Below are 17,746 nucleotides of genomic sequence, written 5' to 3'. Positions count from 1 at the left end.
TTTGACGCCATTGATTATCCCTCACCCCGGCGAGTGAAGGCGATCACCTTCCCCGCTTCGTTGAGCCGCCGCCAGCCGAGCCGTTCGTACAGCCCGACGGCGTCCGGCGCCTCGGCCGAGGTCAGCAGCCAGCAGCGCGGCTCGCCCGCGCACAGCTCGGCCAGCAGCCTGCCGGCCAGCCCGCGGCCCCTGGCGTGCGGGGCGACGGCCAGCTCGTCCACCTCCAGCGCCCCGATCAGCGATCGCTTGACCTCCTCGGGGCCGAGCGCCGCCAGCAGCTCGCCGTAGGAGCGGTCCCGGGGGAAGGGGGCGGGGGTGCGCCACGCCGTACCGAAGCCGCAGGGCCGGCCCTCCTCGACGGCCAGGACCGCGACGAAGGCGTCCCTGCGCGTGTCGGCGCGCAGCCGCTCGCCGAACGCGGCCACCGCCGCCTCGTCCTCGTTCCACGGCGGCGCGCGGAACGCCTCGCGGTAGAGGCCCGTCAGCTCGCCGGCGCGGGCGCGCGCCCGCGCCGGCGTCAGGCGTTCGATCATCAGTAGGGCGCCTTGACGGTGGCGATGCCGAGCGTGCTGGTCATGGGCAGCACTCCGGCCTGGAAGACGGCGCCGAGCACCGGCCCGTTGAGCTGGGCCAGCCGTTCGGCGCGCTCGGTCCCGAGCGCCCGCCACGGTCCCGCGGCCAGGTCGTCGGTCATGCGCTCCACCTGGTCGCGCAGCTCGCGCCCGGCCGCGGTGGCCTGGCCGTCTGCGTCGAGGAGGCCGCGTTCGCGCAGGCGTACGGCGGCGGCCGTCCACTCCTGCTCGCTCCAGCCGCGCCCGGCGAACGTCTCGGCCGGCGCGGCGCCGATGGCGGCGAAGGACACCAGCGCCTCGCAGCCGTCGAGCCCGGCGGCCTGCAGGGCGGCGAGGTGGCCGTCACCGCGGTGCTCGCGCAGCACGGTCGCGGCCTGCCACAGCCGCAGGTGCGGCGCCTCGGCCCAGGGCTGGTCGAGGTTGGCGGCGGCCAGCGGGCGGCCGGGCGTCTGCGCGCTCTCCGCCGCGGCCTGCGCGAGGCCGGCCGCCTCGCGCAGTTCCGGCGTGTCCAGGTGGTCGCCGAGCCAGTCGCGGTAGAGGCGGTCGACGGCTTCCAGCCGGGCACTCAGCACGTCGGCGGGAGAGGCCGTGCGCCAGATGGCGGGCACGTAGGAGGCGATCATCGCGGGGCTGAAGCTGTAGTAGTGCGCGCTGACCAGGTGCGCTCCCGCGGCGCCCAGCGGGGCGGTGCGCCAGGCGAAGTAGCTGGGCCAGCGCGAGTCGATGTCGTAGCCGAGCTCGGCGGCGCGGGCGAAGGCGTGGGGGGCGAAGTAGACGGCGGCGTGGACGGGCTCGAGCTGGTGCCACATGCTGCGCGCGAGCCGGGGAAACGTGGACATGACCCACTTCCTCACTGTCTAATAGGGGGATGACAGTGACGATAGAGCCGTGGCGCATCACTGGTCAATCCCAAATAGACAGTTATGTTGGGCGGTGGGCGGAGCTGGCCGTCGTCCTGGTGAACACCCTCGCGGTCGAGCAGGCCCAGGGCAGGGCACGGACGGTCCCGGCCCCGCTGGAACCCGCCCTGGAGGAGTGGCGTGCCCACCACCACCCACCGCGCGCCCCCGGTCAGGCCGAGCCGCTCGACACCGGCCTGCTGGGAGAGGCGGCCGCCGGCCTGCGGCCCGCGTTCGGGCCCGGGCCGGTCGCGGGCGTGGCCGAGCTCAACGCGCTGCTGCTGCGGCAGGGCGCGGTGCCCAACCTCCACGCGGAGCCCGGGCAGCCGCCGGTGCTGGCCTTCCACGCGCCCGGCGCCGGCCGGTCGGGGGCGATGGCCGCGGACGCGGGCACGGCGCTGGCCATGGTCATCGGGGTGGGCCAGGGCGAGCGGCTGGCCACCTGCCGGGCGCAGGGGTGCGAGCTGGTCTTCTTCGACACCACCCGCAACGCCTCACGGCGCTTCTGCGGCCTGGCCTGCCAGAACCGTGCCAAGGCCGCCGCCTACCGGGCCCGGCGAGGGGCCGGGAAGGCGTGAAGGCGTGAAGGCGTGAAGGCGTGAAGGCGTGAAGGCGGATCAGTGGACCGAGAAGCCGCCGTCCACGTAGAGCTGCTGCCCGGTGACGAAGGCGGCGGCGTCGGAGGCGAGGAAGACGGCGGCCCCCGCGAAGTCGGCGGGCACGCCGTTGCGGCCGCACATGTGGCGGGCGGCCATGGCCTCGACGCGCCCCGGGATCGACTGGGCGGGCTCGGTCAGCGGGGTGAGCACGAACCCGGGGATGATCGTGTTGACGCAGACGCCGTGCGGCGACCACGCCTCGGCCTGGGAGCGGGTCAGGCCGGCGATGGCCGCCTTGGCCGCGCCGTACACGCCGCTGTCGCCGAAGGCGCTGTTGGTCTGCTGGGAGCCGACGTTGATGATGCGGCCCCAGCCGCGGGCGGCCATGCGCGGGCCGTGGCGCCGGCCCAGCAGGTAGGGGGCGGTGAGGTTGACGGCGACGGTCTGCTCGTAGTCCGCGTCGGTGAGCTCGGCCATGGGTTTGCGGATGTTGTTGGCGGCGTCGTTGACCAGGATGTCGATCTCGCCGGACTCCTCGGCGACCCGGTCGGCGTCGGCGCGGACGCCCAGGTCGGCGCTGATCCAGGAGGCTTTGACGCCGTGCCCGGCCAGCCGGTCGGCGGCCGCGCGCAGGGCGTCCCGGCCGCGGGCGACGATGACGACCTCGGCCCCGGCGCGGCCGATGGCCTCGGCCATGGCGTAACCGATGCCGGAACTGCCGCCGGTGACGAGGGCGCGTCGGCCGGCGAGGGAGAACAACTGGGTCAGATAGGAGGACACCCAGCCGAAGCTAGCAGCGCGGCCCGCGACCGTCAGTTCTCGCCGATGGTCTCCGGCAGCTTCCCGGGCAGGCGCTTCGTGATGACGGCGTCGGGCGGCATGGGGCCGGGCAGCAGCGGGCCGTGCGCCCAGGGCTGGGCGGGCGCGGGACGGGTGAGGTCGGTGATCTGCTGGGCGGTGCCCTTCTCGCCGTCTTCCCCGTCGAGGACGGCGGTGACGTGGACGGTGTCGCCGGTCTTGATGCCGGCCACGCCCTGGGGCCCGGCGTTGACGCGGGTGTCGTCGGCGACGGCGTAGGTGCGGGAGAAGCCGTCCTCGCTCTTGACCGTGATGCTGCCGGCGGCTGCGGCGGTGACCTCGCCGGTGTGGGTGGCGACGGTCTGGTAGCCGCCGCCCTCCTTGGGCACGACGACCTCGCTGCGGATGCCGCCGAAGGCGCGCAGGCGCTCACGCCTGGGCGGCTCGGCGGGGGTGGTCGGGGTCGGGGTGACGGTGGCCGTGATCGTCGTCTCGCCGGGCGCCGGAGTCTCGGAGGTGTCCGAGGGCGCGGGCGTGGGGGTGGACGCGGCGGCGGCACTGGCCATCCCGGCGCCTCCGGCGGCGAGCACGAGGGCGGCGGCGGCTCCGGCGATGAGGCTGCGGGCGGGGGTGGTATGGCTCATGGCAGATCTCCTCGGTTTACCGGGGAGTCAATGCCGCCTGCCGTAAGACGCTCGTAAGACACGAAAACCGCGTGCGGGGGCACGCGGTGGTATGGTGGAGGCTTGGCTCTTTGCTTGAAGTGAGACTCACACATCTCCTATGAGGAGTGTATCACACGATGCCCAATCGTCAAGGTGTGCTATCCGCGGCGATCGCGTCCGAGCAGGTCACGGTCTCGATGATGTACGACAGGCTCGACGCGGCCCGCACCCGCGCCGAGGCGGCGCTGAGCGCCGCGCACGCCGGATCCGGCTCGGGGCTGACCGCACGGATGCGCGTCGAACGCGAGGTGACCGCGGGCGAGCACGCGGTCAGGCTGGCCCGGCTGCACGGGGTCGAGCGCGGCCTGTGCTTCGGCCGGATCGACACCTCCGGCGGGCAGACGATCTACATCGGCCGCATCGGGCTGCGCGACGAGGAGCACGAGTCGGTCCTCATCGACTGGCGCGCCCCGGCCGCGCGCCCCTTCTACGTGGCCACCCCGGCCGATCCGGCCGATCTGGTACGGCGGCGCCACCTGCACACCCGCGAGCGCACGGTCGTGGGCCTGGACGACGAGGTGTTCGACCTGGCCGGGATGAGCGAGTCCGACCGGCGCGGCCTGGTGGGGGAGGCCGCGCTCCTGGCGGCGTTGCGGCGGGGCCGTACCGGCCGGATGACGGACGTGGTGGCCACGATCCAGACCGAGCAGGACCGGGTGATCCGCGCGGGCCTGCAGGGCGCGCTGGTGGTGCAGGGCGGCCCCGGCACCGGCAAGACCGTGGCGGCGCTGCACCGCGCGGCCTACCTGCTCTACACCCACCGCGACGTCCTCGAGCGCCGCGGCGTGCTGGTGGTGGGGCCCAACCCGATGTTCCTGCGCTACATCGGCCAGGTGCTGCCCGCGCTGGGCGAGACGCAGATCGTGATGGCCACCGTGGGCGAGCTGTTCCCGGGCGTGCGGGCGACGGCCCGCGACACGCCCGCCGCGGAGGCGGTCAAGGGCGACGTGCGGATGGCCGCGTTCGTCGCCGCCGCGGTCCGCCGCCGCCAGCGGGTGCCCGACGGCGACCTCGAGGTTCCCTGCGAGCACCTGGTCCTGACGGTGCCGCGCGAGGTCTGCGCGGCGCTGCGCGATCGGGCCCGCGCGGTACGACTGCCGCACAACATGGCCCGCAAGCTGTTCGTCACCGAACTGCTCAAGGAACTGGTCGTGGCCGAGGCGCGGGCCCTGGAGGCGGCGCTGCGCATCGAGGAACTCGACGACCCCGACTACCAGCCGCTGGAGCTGGATCGTGACCTCGACGAGACCGGCCTGCGGCTCGGCGCCGAGCGTCTGTGGGCCGACCCCGGAGTACGGCGGGCCGTGGACGCCCTGTGGCCGGACCTCACCCCGCGGCGCCTGATCACCGAGACGCTGGCCGACCCCGAGGCGCTGGCCGCGACCGTCCCGGCCGGGCTCGACTGGCGGGTGCTGCTGCGCCCTGCCGCCGGGCCCGGCGCCGAGCTGACCGTCGGCGACGTGCCGCTGCTGGACGAGGCGGCCGAGCTGCTGGGCGAGGACGACTCCGCCCGGCGCCTGGCGGCCCGCGAGGCCGAGCGCGAGCGCGCCGGCGAGGAGCTGTATGCGCGGGAGGTGCTGCAGGTGGCCGAGCTGGACGACGTCGTGGACCTCGGGCACCTGAGCGACCTGATCGGGGAGGGGCGCCTGGCCGAGCGGCACCACGACGACGGCCCGGAGCGCACGCTGGCCGACCGGGCGGCGGCCGACCGCGAGTGGGCCTACGGGCACGTGATCGTGGACGAGGCGCAGGAACTGTCGGCGATGGCCTGGCGGCTGGTGATGCGCCGGGTCCCGGCGCGCTCGCTGACGGTGGTGGGCGACGTGGCGCAGACCGGCTCGGCGGCGGGGGCGCGCTCGTGGGCCGAGATGCTCGACCCCCACCTGGAGGGACGCTGGCGGGAGGAACGGCTGGAGGTCAACTACCGGACCCCGGTGGAGATCATGCGGCCGGCCGCCGAGGTGCTGCGCGAGATCGATCCCGGCCAGCAGCCGCCGGAGTCGGTGCGCGAGGAGGGCGCCGAGCCGCGGGCGGTCGCCGGCGGGCCCGGGGCGGTGCCCGCCGTCGTGGCCGAGGAACTGGCCGCGATCGGGGAGGGGCGCCTGGGCGTGGTCGTCTCCGACGCCTGGCACCCGCGGGTGCTGGAGCTGTTCCCGGACGGCGCCGACCTCGACGCGCCGGTGGCGGTGCTGACGGTGACGCAGGCCAAGGGGCTGGAGTTCGACGCGGTGGTGGTGGCCGATCCGGCGGGGATGGGCGGGCGCGACCTGTACGTGGCGGTGACCCGGGCCACGCGGCGGCTGGCGGTGGTGCACGAGGGGCCGCTGCCGGGCGCGCTCCGCCTCCTGGCGGCTACGACGTGAAGGAGCCCGGCCGGGTGAGCGCGGCCGCGACCTCGTGCACCCTCTCGGTGACCTCGGCCATCATCTTCAGGGTGGCGAGGTCGAGGCACTCCATGATGCGGCGGAAGTGGCCCTGGCCGGTGTCGTTGATCTGCTCGACGAGCTCGCGGCCGGCGTCGGTGAGCTCGATGCGGCGCACCCGCCGGTCGTTGGGGTCCTCGTGCCTGCTGACCAGGCCGTGACCGACGAGCCGGTCGACGATGCCGGTGACCGTGCCCAGGCCCACGCCGAGACTGTGGGCGAGGTCCTGGCCGGAGACCGAGCCGTGGAAGTGCACGAGCATGACGACCTTGAGCTGACGCAGCGTCAGATTGCTGTCGAACAGGGGTGATCGATCCATGGCGAAGAATCGGCCCAGGTCGCGCTGGGTCTCGGTGATCCGGCGGATCAGGTCGGCGCGTTCGTCGTCCACTCTCACCCCTTGTTTCCTGAGAAGGTTATCAGGAAGTCCACCTCACATTAAATATTCGTGCAAGGCGAAGTGTTAGTCTGGGGCGAACTCTTGAAGGGACTTCCATGACCGCTTTCGCCCGGTTGAGCCTGGTCAACCGCAGCCTCGTGATATTGGTCGCGGTCGTGCTCAGCGCGTTTGGCGCGTTCACGATCCCGCAGCTCAAGCAGCAGCTGTTGCCGTCGCTCGCCTTCCCGGGCGCCTTCGTGATCGCTCCGTACCCGGGCGCGGCGCCGGAGATCGTGGAGGATCAGGTCACCAAGCCGATCGAGGACTCCTTCCAGGGGATCCCGGGCCTGGAGAAGATCACGTCGACCTCCAAGGAGGGGATGGCGCAGATCCAGGTCGCCTTTGAGTTCGGCACCGACATCGAAGAGTCGGTCACCAAGATGCAGAGCGCCGTCAGCCGCATCCAGTCGCAGCTGCCGGACAATGTCGATCCGCAGGTGGTGGCCGGCAACACCGACGACATCCCGGTGATGGTGTTGTCGGTGGGCGACGGCGGCGACCCGCGGGCGATGGCCGACAAGCTGCGCCGGCTCATGGTTCCGGAGCTGCAGTCGGTCGAGGGCGTGCGCGAGGCCGCGGTGACCGGCACCCGCGACGAGGTCGTCACGATCACCCCGGACGCCGAGAAGATGGCCAAGGCCGGGGTGTCGGCGGCGCAGATCCCCGAGGTGCTGAAGGCCAACGGCACCCCGCTGCCCGCCGGCTCGCTCAGCCAGGACGGCAAGTCGCTGTCGGTCCAGGTGGGCGCGCGCGTCGACTCGGTCGCCAAGCTGAAGGACCTCTACCTGACGCCCGCGCAGCCGCAGGCGCAGCCCCAGCCCCCGCAGCAGGCCCGCCCGCAGGGCCAGCCCCAGGGCATGCCGCAGCAGGGCCGCCCGCAGAGCGGCCAGGTGCCCGCGCAGGCGCAGGTCGCCGCGCCCAAGCCGCTCAAGCCGGTCAAGCTCGGTGACGTGGCCACGGTCGAGCGCGGCCTGGCCGAGGCGACGACCCTGACTCGCACCGACGGCCACACGAGCCTGGGCGTGTCGGTGACGATGATGCCCGACGGCAACGCCGTGACGATCTCCGGCGAGATCCGCGAGAAGCTGCCCGAGCTGACCAAGTCGCTGGGCGACTCCTCCGACACGGCCGTGGAGGTCGTCTTCGACCAGGCCCCGTACGTGGAGGAGTCCATCCGGAGCCTGACCACCGAGGGCCTGCTGGGCCTGGCGTTCGCCGTGCTGGTCATCCTGGTCTTCCTGCTGTCGGTGCGCTCGACGCTGGTGACCGCGGTCTCGATCCCGCTGTCGGTGGTCATCGCGCTGATCGCGCTGTGGATCGGCGACTACTCGCTGAACATGCTGACCCTGGGCGCGCTGACGATCGCGGTGGGCCGGGTGGTCGACGACTCGATCGTGGTCCTGGAGAACATCAAACGCCATCTCGGGTACGGCGAGGCCAAGCTGCAGGCCATCTTGACCGCGGTGCGCGAGGTGTCGGGGGCGGTCACCGCCTCGACGCTGACGACGGTGGCGGTGTTCGCGCCGATCGCGGTGGTCGGCGGCATGGTGGGCGAGCTGTTCGGCCCGTTCTCGATCACGGTGGCGGTGGCGCTGCTGGCCTCGCTCGTGGTGTCGCTGACGGTCGTGCCGGTGCTGGCGTACTGGTTCCTGAAGGCGCCGAAGCTGACGCCGGAGGAGGCGCGCGCCTACCGGGAGAAGGCCGAGGCCAAGGAGCTGCGCAGCCCGCTGCAGCGGATGTACCTGCCGGTCCTGCGCTTCGCGACCAGGTTCCGCGTCGTGACGCTGCTGATCGGCGTGGCGGTGTTCGTCGGCACGATGGGCCTGGCCGGCCAGCTCCAGACGAACTTCCTGGACGCCTCCGGGCAGAACACGGTCTCCATCAGCCAGCGCATGCCGGTCGGCACGAACCTGGCGGGCACCGACGCGGCGGCCAAGAAGGTCGAGGACGCGCTGTCCGGCCTGGACGGCGTGGAGTCCTACCAGGTGAACGTGGGCGGTGGCAGCCAGATGCAGGGCGGGGCCGGCGGCGGCGCCGACCGGGCCTCCTACTCGGTCACGCTCAAGGAGGACGTCGACACCGTCGCCGTCGAGCAGCGCATCCGCGAACGGCTGGCCGGGCTGAGCGGCGTCGGCGAGGTCAAGGTGGGCGCGCAGGGCGGCGGGTTCTCCTCCGACTCGATCGACGTGATCGTGCAGGCGCCGGACACCGAGTCGCTGCGCACGGCGTCCGAGGCGGTCAAGGCCGCGATGGTGGACGTGCCCGGCCTGCGGGACGTCTCCTCCAACCTGGAGGCCAGCGCCGCCCGCATCGAGGTCCGCGTGGACCGCGAGAAGGCCGCGGAGAAGGGGCTGTCGGAGGCGCAGGTCGGCCAGGCGGTCGCGCAGGCGTTCCGCGGCGCCCCGCTGGGCGAGATCACGCTGGACGGCCGCGCTTCCGACCTGGTCCTGCGCGGCGGTGACGCCCCCGAGGACGTCGAGGAGATCGAGAAGCTGAAGCTGCCCACCGCGGCCGGTCTGGTGAAGCTGTCGTCGGTGGCCGAGGTCGAGCAGGTCGCGGGCCCGACGCAGGTCTCGCGCATCGACGGCGAGCGGTCGGCGACGGTTTCGGCCAAGGCGACCGGCAGCGACCTGGGCAGCGTGACGCAGGCGCTGCAGACCAAGCTGAAGAGCGTGTCCCTGGCCGCGGGCGCCCGCTACGAGATCGGCGGCGTCTCGGCCGACCAGGCGCAGGCGTTCTCGGACCTCGGCCTGGCGATGCTGGCGGCGATCGCGATCGTGTTCATGATCATGGTGGCGACGTTCCGCTCGTTCGTCCAGCCGCTGATCCTGCTGGTGTCCATCCCGTTCGCGGCGACGGGCGCGATCGGCCTGCTGGTGGCCACGGACACGGCGCTGGGCGTGCCGGCGCTGATCGGCATGCTGATGCTGATCGGCATCGTGGTGACGAACGCGATCGTGCTGATCGACCTGATCAACCAGTACCGCCATCAGGGCATGGGCATCGTCGAGGCGGTCGTGGAGGGCGGCCGGCGCCGGTTGCGGCCCATCCTGATGACGGCCGTGGCCACGATCTGCGCGCTGACGCCGATGGCGCTGGGCGTGACGGGGTCGGGCGGGTTCATCTCGCAGCCGCTGGCCATCGTGGTGATCGGCGGCCTCATCTCCTCGACGCTGCTGACGCTGGTCCTGGTGCCCACGCTGTACACGATGGTGGAGCGGACCAAGGAGCGCTTCCGCCGCACGCCGGCGGCGCCGGTAGAGGAGGAGCCCAAGGTGCTCGCCCCGACTCCGTAACCGGGGCGATGCCACCGCGGCGGACGGGTGTGGTGCCCCGTCCGCCGCGGCGGCTTTCACCCGGGGCCGAAGTGCCATGGGGGCCGCGCCGGACGGGAGGACGAGCGACAGCCCCTGCCGGATCGGCATGTGGAGACCGGCCTGGGTGAGCACGAGCACCGGAACGGGGTAAGGCCAGCGGTGCGGGGTGAATGCTTGTGCCTGCGGAATCTGTCACTCGATGCCGCCACCTCGCTCAGCGCATGACGAGCTCAGCGTGGGCAGACGGCCCGGGAGGGGGCCCGGAGACCGCGGAGGTCAGGTGGCCGGGAGCCTTTTGCCGCCGGGACCCAGTTTGGGCAGGCCGAGGTCGTCGGCGAGGCGCTGGGCGTGCCGTTCGGTGATGCCGTAGGCGTCGGCCCATTGGCGGTTGGTGAGACGGTTCTCGCGGGCGGCTCTGATCAGGGGCGCCAGGCTCTGGCGGTGGCGCTCCAGGTCCGCGCGGTAGCGCTCCTCGACGGCTCTGCGTTCGGCCTGCGCCTTCTGGAGCAGGCGGACGATCTCCCCTTGTGCGTCGCTGGTCATGATCATGAGAGTAGCCGAGCGGTGTGTCCGGCCCCAATGGTTGGCGGCACCCTGTGACGTGGCATGACAGGCCGTGTCATGCCACCCGGGTCGTCCAGGGGGTGCGGCCGTCGCGGCCGGTACAGGGGCAATAGACTCATGGAACGTGACTGAGCCGCGTATCCCCAATGTCCTGGCCGCCCGCTACGCCTCCGCGGAGCTGGCCCGCCTGTGGTCTCCCGAGTACAAGGTCGTCGCCGAGCGCCGGCTGTGGCTGGCGGTGCTGCGGGCGCAGGCGGAGCTCGGGGTGGCGGTGCCGGAAGGAGCCGTGGCCGACTACGAGAAGGCGGTCGAGCAGGTCGATCTGGCCTCCATCGCCGAGCGCGAGCGGATCAGCCGGCACGACGTGAAGGCGCGGATCGAGGAGTTCAACGCGCTGGCCGGTCACGAGCAGGTGCACAAGGGGATGACCTCTCGCGACCTGACCGAGAACGTCGAGCAGCTGCAGGTGCGCGACAGCCTGCTGCTGGCGCGCGATCGCACGGTGGCGCTGCTGGCCCGGCTGGCGACGCTGGCCGAGCAGCACGAGGCGACGGTGATGGCCGGCCGCTCGCACAACGTGGCGGCGCAGGCCACGACGCTGGGCAAGCGGTTCGCCTCCGCGGCCGACGAGCTGCTGGTGGCCTTCACCCGGCTGGAGGAGCTGATCGGGCGGTATCCGCTGCGGGGGATCAAGGGCCCGGTCGGCACGGCCCAGGACATGCTCGACCTGCTCGGGGGCGACCGCGGCAAGCTCGCGGAGCTGGAAGGGCGGGTCGCGGCGCATCTGGGGTTCGAGCATCGTTTCACCTCGGTCGGCCAGGTGTATCCGCGGTCGCTGGACTACGAGGTGGTGACCGTACTCGTGCAGCTGGCGGCGGCGCCGTCGTCGCTGGCCAAGACGATCCGGCTGATGGCCGGGCACGAGCTGGTGACCGAGGGGTTCAAGGAGGGGCAGGTCGGCTCCTCGGCGATGCCGCACAAGATGAACACGCGCTCGTGCGAGCGGGTCAACGGGCTGACCGTGATCCTTCGGGGTTACGCCTCGATGGTGGGCGAGCTGGCGGGCGACCAGTGGAACGAAGGGGACGTGTCGTGTTCCGTGGTGCGCCGGGTGGCGTTGCCGGACGCGTTCTTCGCCTTCGACGGCCTGGTGGAGACCATGCTGACGGTGCTCGACGAGTTCGGCGCCTTCCCGGCGGTCATCGCGGCCGAGCTCGATCGGTACCTGCCGTTCCTGGCGACGACGAAGATGCTGATGGCGGCGGTGCGGGCCGGGGTGGGCCGGGAGCAGGCGCACGAGCTGATCAAGGAGCACGCGGTGGCCGCGGCCCTGGCGATGCGCTCGCGCGGGGCCGGCAACGAACTGCTCGATCTGCTGGCGGCCGACGCGCGCTTCCCGCTGGACCGGGCCGCGCTGGAGGCGCTGCTGGCCGACCGGGTGTCGTTCACCGGGGCGGCGGCCGACCAGGTGGAGTCGGTGTCGCAGCGGGTCGGCGAGGTCGTGGCCGCGCACCCGGAGGCGGCGGCGTACCGGCCGGGCGCGATCCTGTGATCCGTGAGCTGCACACGCCGGACCAGGTGCGCGCGGCGTGCGGTGACGACGACCTGGTGATGTGGGCGGCCCGGGGGCTGGCCCGCGGATCCCGGGCGTGGGCGCTGGGAGACGCGGTGGTGACGGCCTCCCCCCGCCTGGCCCGCCGCGACCGCCTCGGCGTCTCGGGCGACGCCGCGTCCGCGGCACTCCTGGTACGGCACGCGCTGGGTGAGCTGGGCCCGTCCTTTCACCCGGTAGGGGACACGGAGCTGATCGCCCAGGTGGCGGCGGACATCGACGGGATGGAGGTGGCGGGCGAGTTCTCCTGGATGAGCCTCCCCCCGGGCATGGCGCCCACCCCCGGCGACCACGCCGCCTGGCTGGACCCCGCGGAGGACGCCGAGGTGTCGGCGTTGCTGGGGCGATCCGCCCCCGGCTCATACGCCGTCCCCGGCCTGCCCGGAGTCCGGCGCTGGGCCGGGATCCGGATCGACGGCCGGCTCGCGGCGGTGGCAGCGGACGCGTGGAGCGCCCCCGACGTCGGGCTACTGGGCGGCGTCGCAACCGCCGGCGCCTTCCGCGGCCGGGGCCTGGCCGGCCGCCTGTGCCGATGGGTGGCCTGGCACCTGGAGAAGGACTACGGCCGCGCCGCCCTGATGGTCGACGACGACAACCCGGCCGCCCTGGCCGTGTACGGCCGCCTGGGCTTCATCCGCCGCCACATAGCGGCAGCGGGCACGAAGGACGGGGACTGAAGGCGGCGACGAGGGAAACGCGGTCCGGGTCGTCCGTTCCGGGGCGACGCGGAGGGGTCTGCGGAGGATGGGACGTTCCGGCCAGCGGGGTTCCGGTCCAGGGGGCTGACGGGCGCCGTTACGGGGCCCGGCCCCGTCCGACGTGAGAAGCGATCCCGCCGACCTGCGCCCGCCCGCGTCGGCGGGTGGTGTGGGCGGCGGCTGCGCCGTATGGGATTCAGCGCCGCGCAGACCCGCGGCGAGTCACCCCTCGAGGGCGTACTGCATGACGCGGAACTTGGCCTGGGCTTCGGCGAGTTCGAGGGCGGGGTCGCTGGTGGCCATGATGCCGCCGCCGGCGAACAGGCGGGCGCGGTGGCCGGAGATCTGGGCCGAGCGCAGGGCGATGCCCCACTCTCCGTCGCCGTGGGCGTCGATCCAGCCGACCGGGCCCGCGTAGCCGGCGCGGTCCATGCCCTCGAGTTCGCGGATGACGTCGATGGCCGTCGCGGTCGGGGTGCCGCCGACGGCGGCGGTGGGGTGCATGGCGGCCACCACGTCCAGGACGGAGGCGCCGTCGGCCAGGCGGCCGGTGACGTGGCTGGCCAGGTGCTGGACGTTGGGCAGGACGAGGAGTTCCGGCTCGTCCGGGGTCTGCAGGGCCGAGCACAGCGGGGCGAGGGTGTTGCGGACCGAGGCGATGGCGCACTCGTGTTCGTGGCGGTCCTTGGCGCTGGCGAACAGGGCGGCGCCGCGGGCGAGGTCGTCGGCGGGGCTGGTGCCGCGCGGGGTGGTGCCGGCCAGGACGAGGGATTCGATCTCCTGGCCGGTGCGCCGGATGAGGAGTTCGGGGGTGGCGCCGACCAGGCCGGCCACGGAGAACGTGTAGCACTCGGGGTAGCGGGTGGCCAGGCGGGCCAGGAGCAGCCGCACGTCGATGGGGCGTTCGGCGGTGGCCAGCAGGTCGCGGGCCAGGACGACCTTTTCGAGTTCGCCCTCGCGGATGCGCTGGGCGGCGCGGGCGACGATGGCCTCCCATTCGGGCGCGCTGAGGCTGCCGTCGCCGTAGCTGATGCGGCCGGGGGAGCGGATCGGGGTGAAGTGCTCGACGGGGGTCTCGCCGATGACGGTGAGCCAGGCGTGACCGTCGCGGCGGGCCAGGATGGCCTGGGGGACGACGAGGGTGGAGCCCGCGGAGTTCTCGTCGAAAGTGAAGGTGCCGAACGCGACGGGCCCGGTGCCCGGGATGCGCACCTCGTCGCTGACCGCGGCGTGGCCGAAAACGTCGGTCAGCCACTGGCGCGCCCAGGCGAACCGATCGGGGCCGGGGGGTACCGTGACGCGGGCGGCCTCACCCCAGCCGACCAGGCCCTCGCCATGCCGGACCCATGCGAAGGGGGCGGTCTCCGGCAGGGATGCCAGCAGGTCACCGGGGTCACCTACCGAGGTGGTGCGAACCGGCAGAGGGCGGGTGATTCCGAGCGCGACACTCACTCAAGACACTCTATGCGGGAACTGAACACGTTCGACTCCCGCCCCCGTGAATGACCGGTTACGGACCATGAACACGAAAACTTTCCCGCAGTGCGGATCGGGCGTGTCAAGCGGCGATGCGAAGTGGGTGTGACGGCCGCGGTTCGTATGGCCGCCCGCACGGGAGAGATCTACCTTTGTGGCCATGATCACGCCTTTGGCCGCGGCCGCGGTACTGGCGGCCGGATCGGTGACTGTTCCGGTTCCGCAGGTGATGGCCGCTTTGGGGGATTCGATCACGTCGGGGTTCAACGCGTGCGGGTGGTACGTCTCGTGCCCGTCGCGCTCGTGGGCGGCCGGCGACGAGGCCGGGATCCGCAGCCACTTCACCCGTCTGGGCATGCGCTCGGGCAACCTCAACTTCGCCCAGCCGGGCGCGACGAGCGCCGATCTTCGGCGACAGGTGGGACAGGCGGTGAAGGCGGGAGCCGAATATGTGACCATTCTCATGGGCGCCAACGACGTGTGCGCGGGCACCGAGAAGACGATGACGCCGGTCGAGGTGTTCGGCCGGCGGGTCGAGCAGGCTCTCGGGGAGCTCAAGGAGGGGCTGCCGCAGGCGCGGGTGTTCGTGGCCACGATCCCGGACCTGCGCCGCCTGTGGCAGGCGGGCAAGGACAGCGCGATCGCGCGCACGTTCTGGACGCTCGGGCGGATCTGCCGGCCGATGCTCGCCGCGCCGGGCTCGAAGGCGCGCAAGGACGCGCAGCGCCGGGCGCGGGTCCGCGAGCGGGTGATCGACTACAACCAGGCGCTGGAACGTGCCTGCGCCGGCTACGGGCCGAACTGCCGCAGCGACGGCGGCGCCGTCTTCTCCTTCCCCTACACCCTCGACCACATCAGCAAATGGGACTTCTTCCACCCGAATGCCGCCGGGCAGCGGGCGGTGGCCGAACAGACTTTTAAGCACGGCTTTGACTGGTCGCCGGTGTTCCAGCCCAACTCATGACGGTGCCCGGGCGTCCAATGCGATGTGGAAACACGGATCGGGGACTACGAGCTGGCCGGACTGCTGGGCTCCGGCGGCCAGGGCTCGGTGTACGACGCCTATGACCCGGAGGGTCGCCGGGTGGCGGTCAAGGTGCTGCATCCCGGCGGCAGCCGCGAGCGCTTCGCCAAGGAGGTGGAGGCCGCGGCCCGGGTCGCCTCGTTCTGCACGGCGAGGTGCTGGACGCGGAGCTGACCGGCGGCCGGCCGTACATCGTCAGTGAGTACGTGGCGGGGCCGAGCCTGCGCCGCGCGGCCGGCGAGGTGCGCCGCTTCCAAGGGGACGAGCTGCACCGGCTGGGTACGGCGGTGGCCACGGCGCTGACCGCCATCCACGAGGCGGGCGTGGTGCATCGTGACCTGAAGCCGGACAACGTGCTGCTCGGCCCGGACGGCCCGCGGGTGATCGACTTCGGCATCGCGCGGGCGGCGGACATGTCGCTGACCGGCGCCGGGCAGGTCGCGGGCACGCCGGGGTACATCGCGCCGGAGGTGCTGATCGGGCAGCCCGCGGGCGCCGCGGCGGACGTGTTCGCGTGGGGCGCGGTCATGGTGTTCGCCGCGACCGGCGCCGATCCGTTCGGCGGGCCGGCGGCAGGCGCGGCCGCGCATCGGGTGCTGACCGTCCGGCCGGATCTGGGCGCCGTCCCGGCTTCGATGCGGCCCTGGGTGGAGGCGGCGCTGGCCAAGGACCCAGGGGCGCGGCCGACGGCCCGCGAGCTGCTGCTGGCGCTGGTCAGCGCCGACGGCGGCGAGGCGCTGGCCACCGGGACACGGGCGGGCGCGGGGACCGACGTGCTGGCCGCCGGGAGCAGGGTGGCGGCGGGCGCGCTGGCGCCCGGGCACGCCGATCCGCCCCTGGGCACGCTGGCCGAGGACGCCTACGCCGGGCTCGGGGAACGTGATCGGGGGCACGCGCCCGGGATCTTCCTGCGGCTGGTGGCCATGGGCGCGCGGGGGGCGGTCGTCGATGAGCTCGGCGAGCGGGCGCGGCCGGTGCTGGACGCCTTCCGGTACGTGCTGGCCGAGGGAGAGGGGCGGGTCACGCTGACCCATCCGGTGCTGGCGCGGGCCTGGCCGCGGTTGCGCGCGTGGGTGGCGGCCGAGAGCGACGGGCTGCCGGTGCTGGCCGAGATCAGCGTGGCGGCCCGGGCGTGGCAGGAGCACGGGCGGCGCGAGGGCGACCTGCTGAGCGGCATCCGCCTGGAGCAGGCCATGGAGTGGGCGGCCACGGGCCGGGTCAACAGCGCGCTCACCGCACGGGAACGCGCCTTCCTGCAGGCCGCCACGAGCCTGACCCGGCGCCGGGACCGCCGTCGGCGCGCGTTGACCACGGTGCTGTTCGGGCTCACCGTCCTCGCCTATCTCGCGGTGGTCGCCGCGCTCTGGCAGGCGGATCGGGCCGGGGAGCAGCGGGATCTGGCCGCGGGCCGGCAGCTGGTGGGCGAGGCCGATGGACTGAGGGTCACCGATCCGGTCCGGGCGATGTTGCTGAACGTGGCCGGCTGGCGCCCGGGCCCGGCACCAGGGGCGGGCTGGTGGCGGCGCTGGGCGCGCCGGAGCAGTCGGTGTTCCGCCTGCCGCCGGAGGCGGGCGCGTCGGTGGCGGCCGCCGGGGCCAACGGGCGGCTCATGGCGGTGGCCGGTGAGTGGGGCGTGCGCGTGTATGACACGGTGTCGGGCAAGCTGAGCACGGCCTGGCCCTGGCCGCGGGGACAGCGGCGCGACGTGAGCGCGGCGGCGCTGAGCCCGGGCGGCCGGACCCTGGTGGTGTCCCCGCACGAGGGGCCGGTGACGGCGTGGGACGCGCGCACGCTCACGCCCGCCGAGTGGGAACGCCACCTGCCCGGCGTCCCCTACCGTGACCCGTGTGCCGCCTAACCGCACTGGGCCAGCATGGTCCGCTTGTCCGCCCGCGTCACCGGGATGCCGTACTTGAGGGCGACCTGGGCGAACCGGGTGACGTACGCGCACCGGATCCCCCGCCGGGGCGGCAGCCAGCCGGCGGGGCCCGAGCCGTCCTTGGCCTCGTTGGCCCTGCCGTACACCGGCAGGAGGTTGAGGGGGTCGTTGGCGAAGTCGAGGCGCTTGGACATGGGCCAGCGCTTGGCCGCCATCCGCCAGGCGTAGGACAGGGGGACGACGTGGTCGACCTGGACCTCGCCGGCGTCCTTGCGGCGCCAGTCGATGGCGCGGCCGGTGTAGGGGTCGGTGAGGGTCATCGACAGCACTCTGCAGCCGGCCCGCACGAGGTCGCGGCCGTCGCGGGCGAGCAGGTCGTCGCGGGTGCGGCAGCCGTTGCCCGCGTACGGCACGCCGGGGGCGGTGTCGGCCCAGTCGGCGCCGTAGTTGGAACGGGAGTAGCCGGTGCGGGCGCCGCGGGGCTTGACGCGTAAGCGGGTGATGAGGGCGCGGGCGTCCTGCCGGTCGGCGGCGGTGACGGGAGCCAGGCCGGGCCGGGTGCCGCTGCCGTTGCCGAGCGGGCTGGCGGCCGGGCTGGTGGCCTGCGTGCGCTGGGAGTTGCCGAACAAGGAAACGATCAATACGCCGCCGGCGAGGATGGCGACCGCGTCCCGTGTGCTCAAGGAGCCTCCGTATGCTTGGCCACCTCTCGGTTATTTCC

At 73.3% G+C, this 17,746-nt stretch carries 17 protein-coding genes; 9 read left to right on the top strand and 8 right to left on the bottom strand.

Going from position 1 to position 17,746, the window contains the following annotated elements; genetic code table 11:
- Positions 1-14: 14 nt before the first annotated feature.
- Both FVE25_RS14185 and FVE25_RS14180 read right to left on the bottom strand, forming a co-directional pair.
- The gene (locus FVE25_RS14185; RefSeq protein WP_157247110.1) at positions 15-533 is read right to left on the bottom strand and encodes a GNAT family N-acetyltransferase; all 519 of its coding nucleotides are present in this window, start codon (positions 531-533) and stop codon (positions 15-17) included.
- The gene (locus FVE25_RS14180; RefSeq protein WP_157247108.1) at positions 533-1,411 is read right to left on the bottom strand and encodes an SCO6745 family protein; all 879 of its coding nucleotides are present in this window, start codon (positions 1,409-1,411) and stop codon (positions 533-535) included. The genes FVE25_RS14185 and FVE25_RS14180 overlap by 1 nt, the downstream gene beginning before the upstream one ends.
- Positions 1,412-1,440: 29 nt before the next feature.
- Between FVE25_RS14180 and FVE25_RS14175 the strand changes: the two genes are divergently transcribed.
- Positions 1,441-2,049, top strand: a complete 609-nt coding sequence (locus tag FVE25_RS14175) for a CGNR zinc finger domain-containing protein (RefSeq protein WP_246267007.1) — start codon at positions 1,441-1,443, stop codon at positions 2,047-2,049.
- Positions 2,050-2,088: 39 nt separating this feature from the next.
- Here FVE25_RS14175 and FVE25_RS14170 read toward each other — a convergent pair whose 3' ends face one another.
- On the bottom strand, positions 2,089-2,850 hold the full coding sequence (locus tag FVE25_RS14170; RefSeq protein ID WP_157247106.1) for an SDR family NAD(P)-dependent oxidoreductase: 762 nt from the start codon (positions 2,848-2,850) through the stop codon (positions 2,089-2,091).
- Between the two features lie 32 nt (positions 2,851-2,882).
- Positions 2,883-3,512: a hypothetical protein gene (locus FVE25_RS14165; RefSeq protein ID WP_157247104.1), complete on the bottom strand. Its 630-nt coding sequence runs from the start codon at positions 3,510-3,512 to the stop codon at positions 2,883-2,885.
- Between the two features lie 158 nt (positions 3,513-3,670).
- On the opposite strand from FVE25_RS14165, the gene FVE25_RS14160 reads away from it, so the two are divergent.
- Entirely contained in the window at positions 3,671-5,956 is a 2,286-nt protein-coding gene (locus FVE25_RS14160; RefSeq protein WP_157247102.1) for a HelD family protein, read from the top strand.
- On the opposite strand, the gene FVE25_RS14155 is transcribed toward FVE25_RS14160, so the two are convergent.
- Positions 5,946-6,407, bottom strand: a complete 462-nt coding sequence (locus FVE25_RS14155; RefSeq protein WP_246267005.1) for a MarR family winged helix-turn-helix transcriptional regulator — start codon at positions 6,405-6,407, stop codon at positions 5,946-5,948. The two genes, FVE25_RS14160 and FVE25_RS14155, sit on opposite strands and share 11 nt — an antisense overlap.
- A 104-nt stretch (positions 6,408-6,511) precedes the next feature.
- Here FVE25_RS14155 and FVE25_RS14150 point away from each other — a divergent pair, with 104 nt between their 5' ends.
- On the top strand, positions 6,512-9,751 hold the full coding sequence (locus tag FVE25_RS14150) for an efflux RND transporter permease subunit (protein ID WP_157247098.1): 3,240 nt from the start codon (positions 6,512-6,514) through the stop codon (positions 9,749-9,751).
- Between the two features lie 297 nt (positions 9,752-10,048).
- Here FVE25_RS14150 and FVE25_RS14145 read toward each other — a convergent pair whose 3' ends face one another.
- Positions 10,049-10,315 carry a hypothetical protein gene (locus FVE25_RS14145; protein ID WP_157247096.1) on the bottom strand — a complete coding sequence of 89 codons (267 nt, stop codon included), beginning with the start codon at positions 10,313-10,315 and terminating at the stop codon, positions 10,049-10,051.
- A 145-nt stretch (positions 10,316-10,460) separates the two neighbouring features.
- Here FVE25_RS14145 and purB point away from each other — a divergent pair, with 145 nt between their 5' ends.
- Together purB and FVE25_RS14135 are read left to right on the top strand one after the other, a co-directional pair.
- A complete protein-coding gene (gene purB, locus FVE25_RS14140) occupies positions 10,461-11,888 on the top strand; it encodes an adenylosuccinate lyase (RefSeq protein ID WP_157247094.1) in 1,428 nt (475 codons plus the stop codon).
- Positions 11,885-12,625, top strand: a complete 741-nt coding sequence (locus FVE25_RS14135; RefSeq protein ID WP_219825492.1) for a GNAT family N-acetyltransferase — start codon at positions 11,885-11,887, stop codon at positions 12,623-12,625. Before purB ends, FVE25_RS14135 begins: the two co-directional genes overlap by 4 nt.
- Before the next feature lie 243 nt (positions 12,626-12,868).
- Here FVE25_RS14135 and FVE25_RS14130 read toward each other — a convergent pair whose 3' ends face one another.
- Positions 12,869-14,098 (bottom strand): isochorismate synthase, encoded by a 1,230-nt coding sequence (locus tag FVE25_RS14130; RefSeq protein ID WP_181019587.1) that lies wholly within the window; start codon positions 14,096-14,098, stop codon positions 12,869-12,871.
- A gap of 184 nt (positions 14,099-14,282) precedes the next feature.
- On the opposite strand from FVE25_RS14130, the gene FVE25_RS14125 reads away from it, so the two are divergent.
- The 4 genes from FVE25_RS14125 to FVE25_RS53825 are packed head-to-tail and all read left to right on the top strand — an operon-like array spanning position 14,283 to position 17,004.
- Positions 14,283-15,086, top strand: a complete 804-nt coding sequence (locus tag FVE25_RS14125; RefSeq protein ID WP_157247093.1) for a GDSL-type esterase/lipase family protein — start codon at positions 14,283-14,285, stop codon at positions 15,084-15,086.
- Positions 15,087-15,110: 24 nt separating this feature from the next.
- Positions 15,111-15,320: a hypothetical protein gene (locus FVE25_RS14120; protein WP_157247091.1), complete on the top strand. Its 210-nt coding sequence runs from the start codon at positions 15,111-15,113 to the stop codon at positions 15,318-15,320.
- Positions 15,302-16,813, top strand: coding sequence for a protein kinase domain-containing protein (locus tag FVE25_RS53830; protein WP_181019586.1), 1,512 nt, complete (start codon positions 15,302-15,304; stop codon positions 16,811-16,813). Before FVE25_RS14120 ends, FVE25_RS53830 begins: the two co-directional genes overlap by 19 nt.
- Positions 16,786-17,004 (top strand): hypothetical protein, encoded by a 219-nt coding sequence (locus tag FVE25_RS53825; RefSeq protein WP_181019585.1) that lies wholly within the window; start codon positions 16,786-16,788, stop codon positions 17,002-17,004. The genes FVE25_RS53830 and FVE25_RS53825 overlap by 28 nt, the downstream gene beginning before the upstream one ends.
- Here the strand turns inward: FVE25_RS53825 and FVE25_RS14105 are convergent.
- Entirely contained in the window at positions 17,001-17,708 is a 708-nt protein-coding gene (locus FVE25_RS14105) for an HNH endonuclease family protein (protein WP_157247087.1), read from the bottom strand. The two genes, FVE25_RS53825 and FVE25_RS14105, sit on opposite strands and share 4 nt — an antisense overlap.
- Between the last annotated feature and the right edge of the window lie 38 nt (positions 17,709-17,746).

Origin of the sequence: Nonomuraea typhae (assembly GCF_009760925.1) — a bacterium.
Taxonomy (GTDB): Bacteria; Actinomycetota; Actinomycetes; order Streptosporangiales; family Streptosporangiaceae; genus Nonomuraea; species Nonomuraea typhae.
The sequence above is the reverse complement of the archived record's forward strand: the minus strand, read 5'-3'. Positions and strand labels throughout refer to the sequence as shown.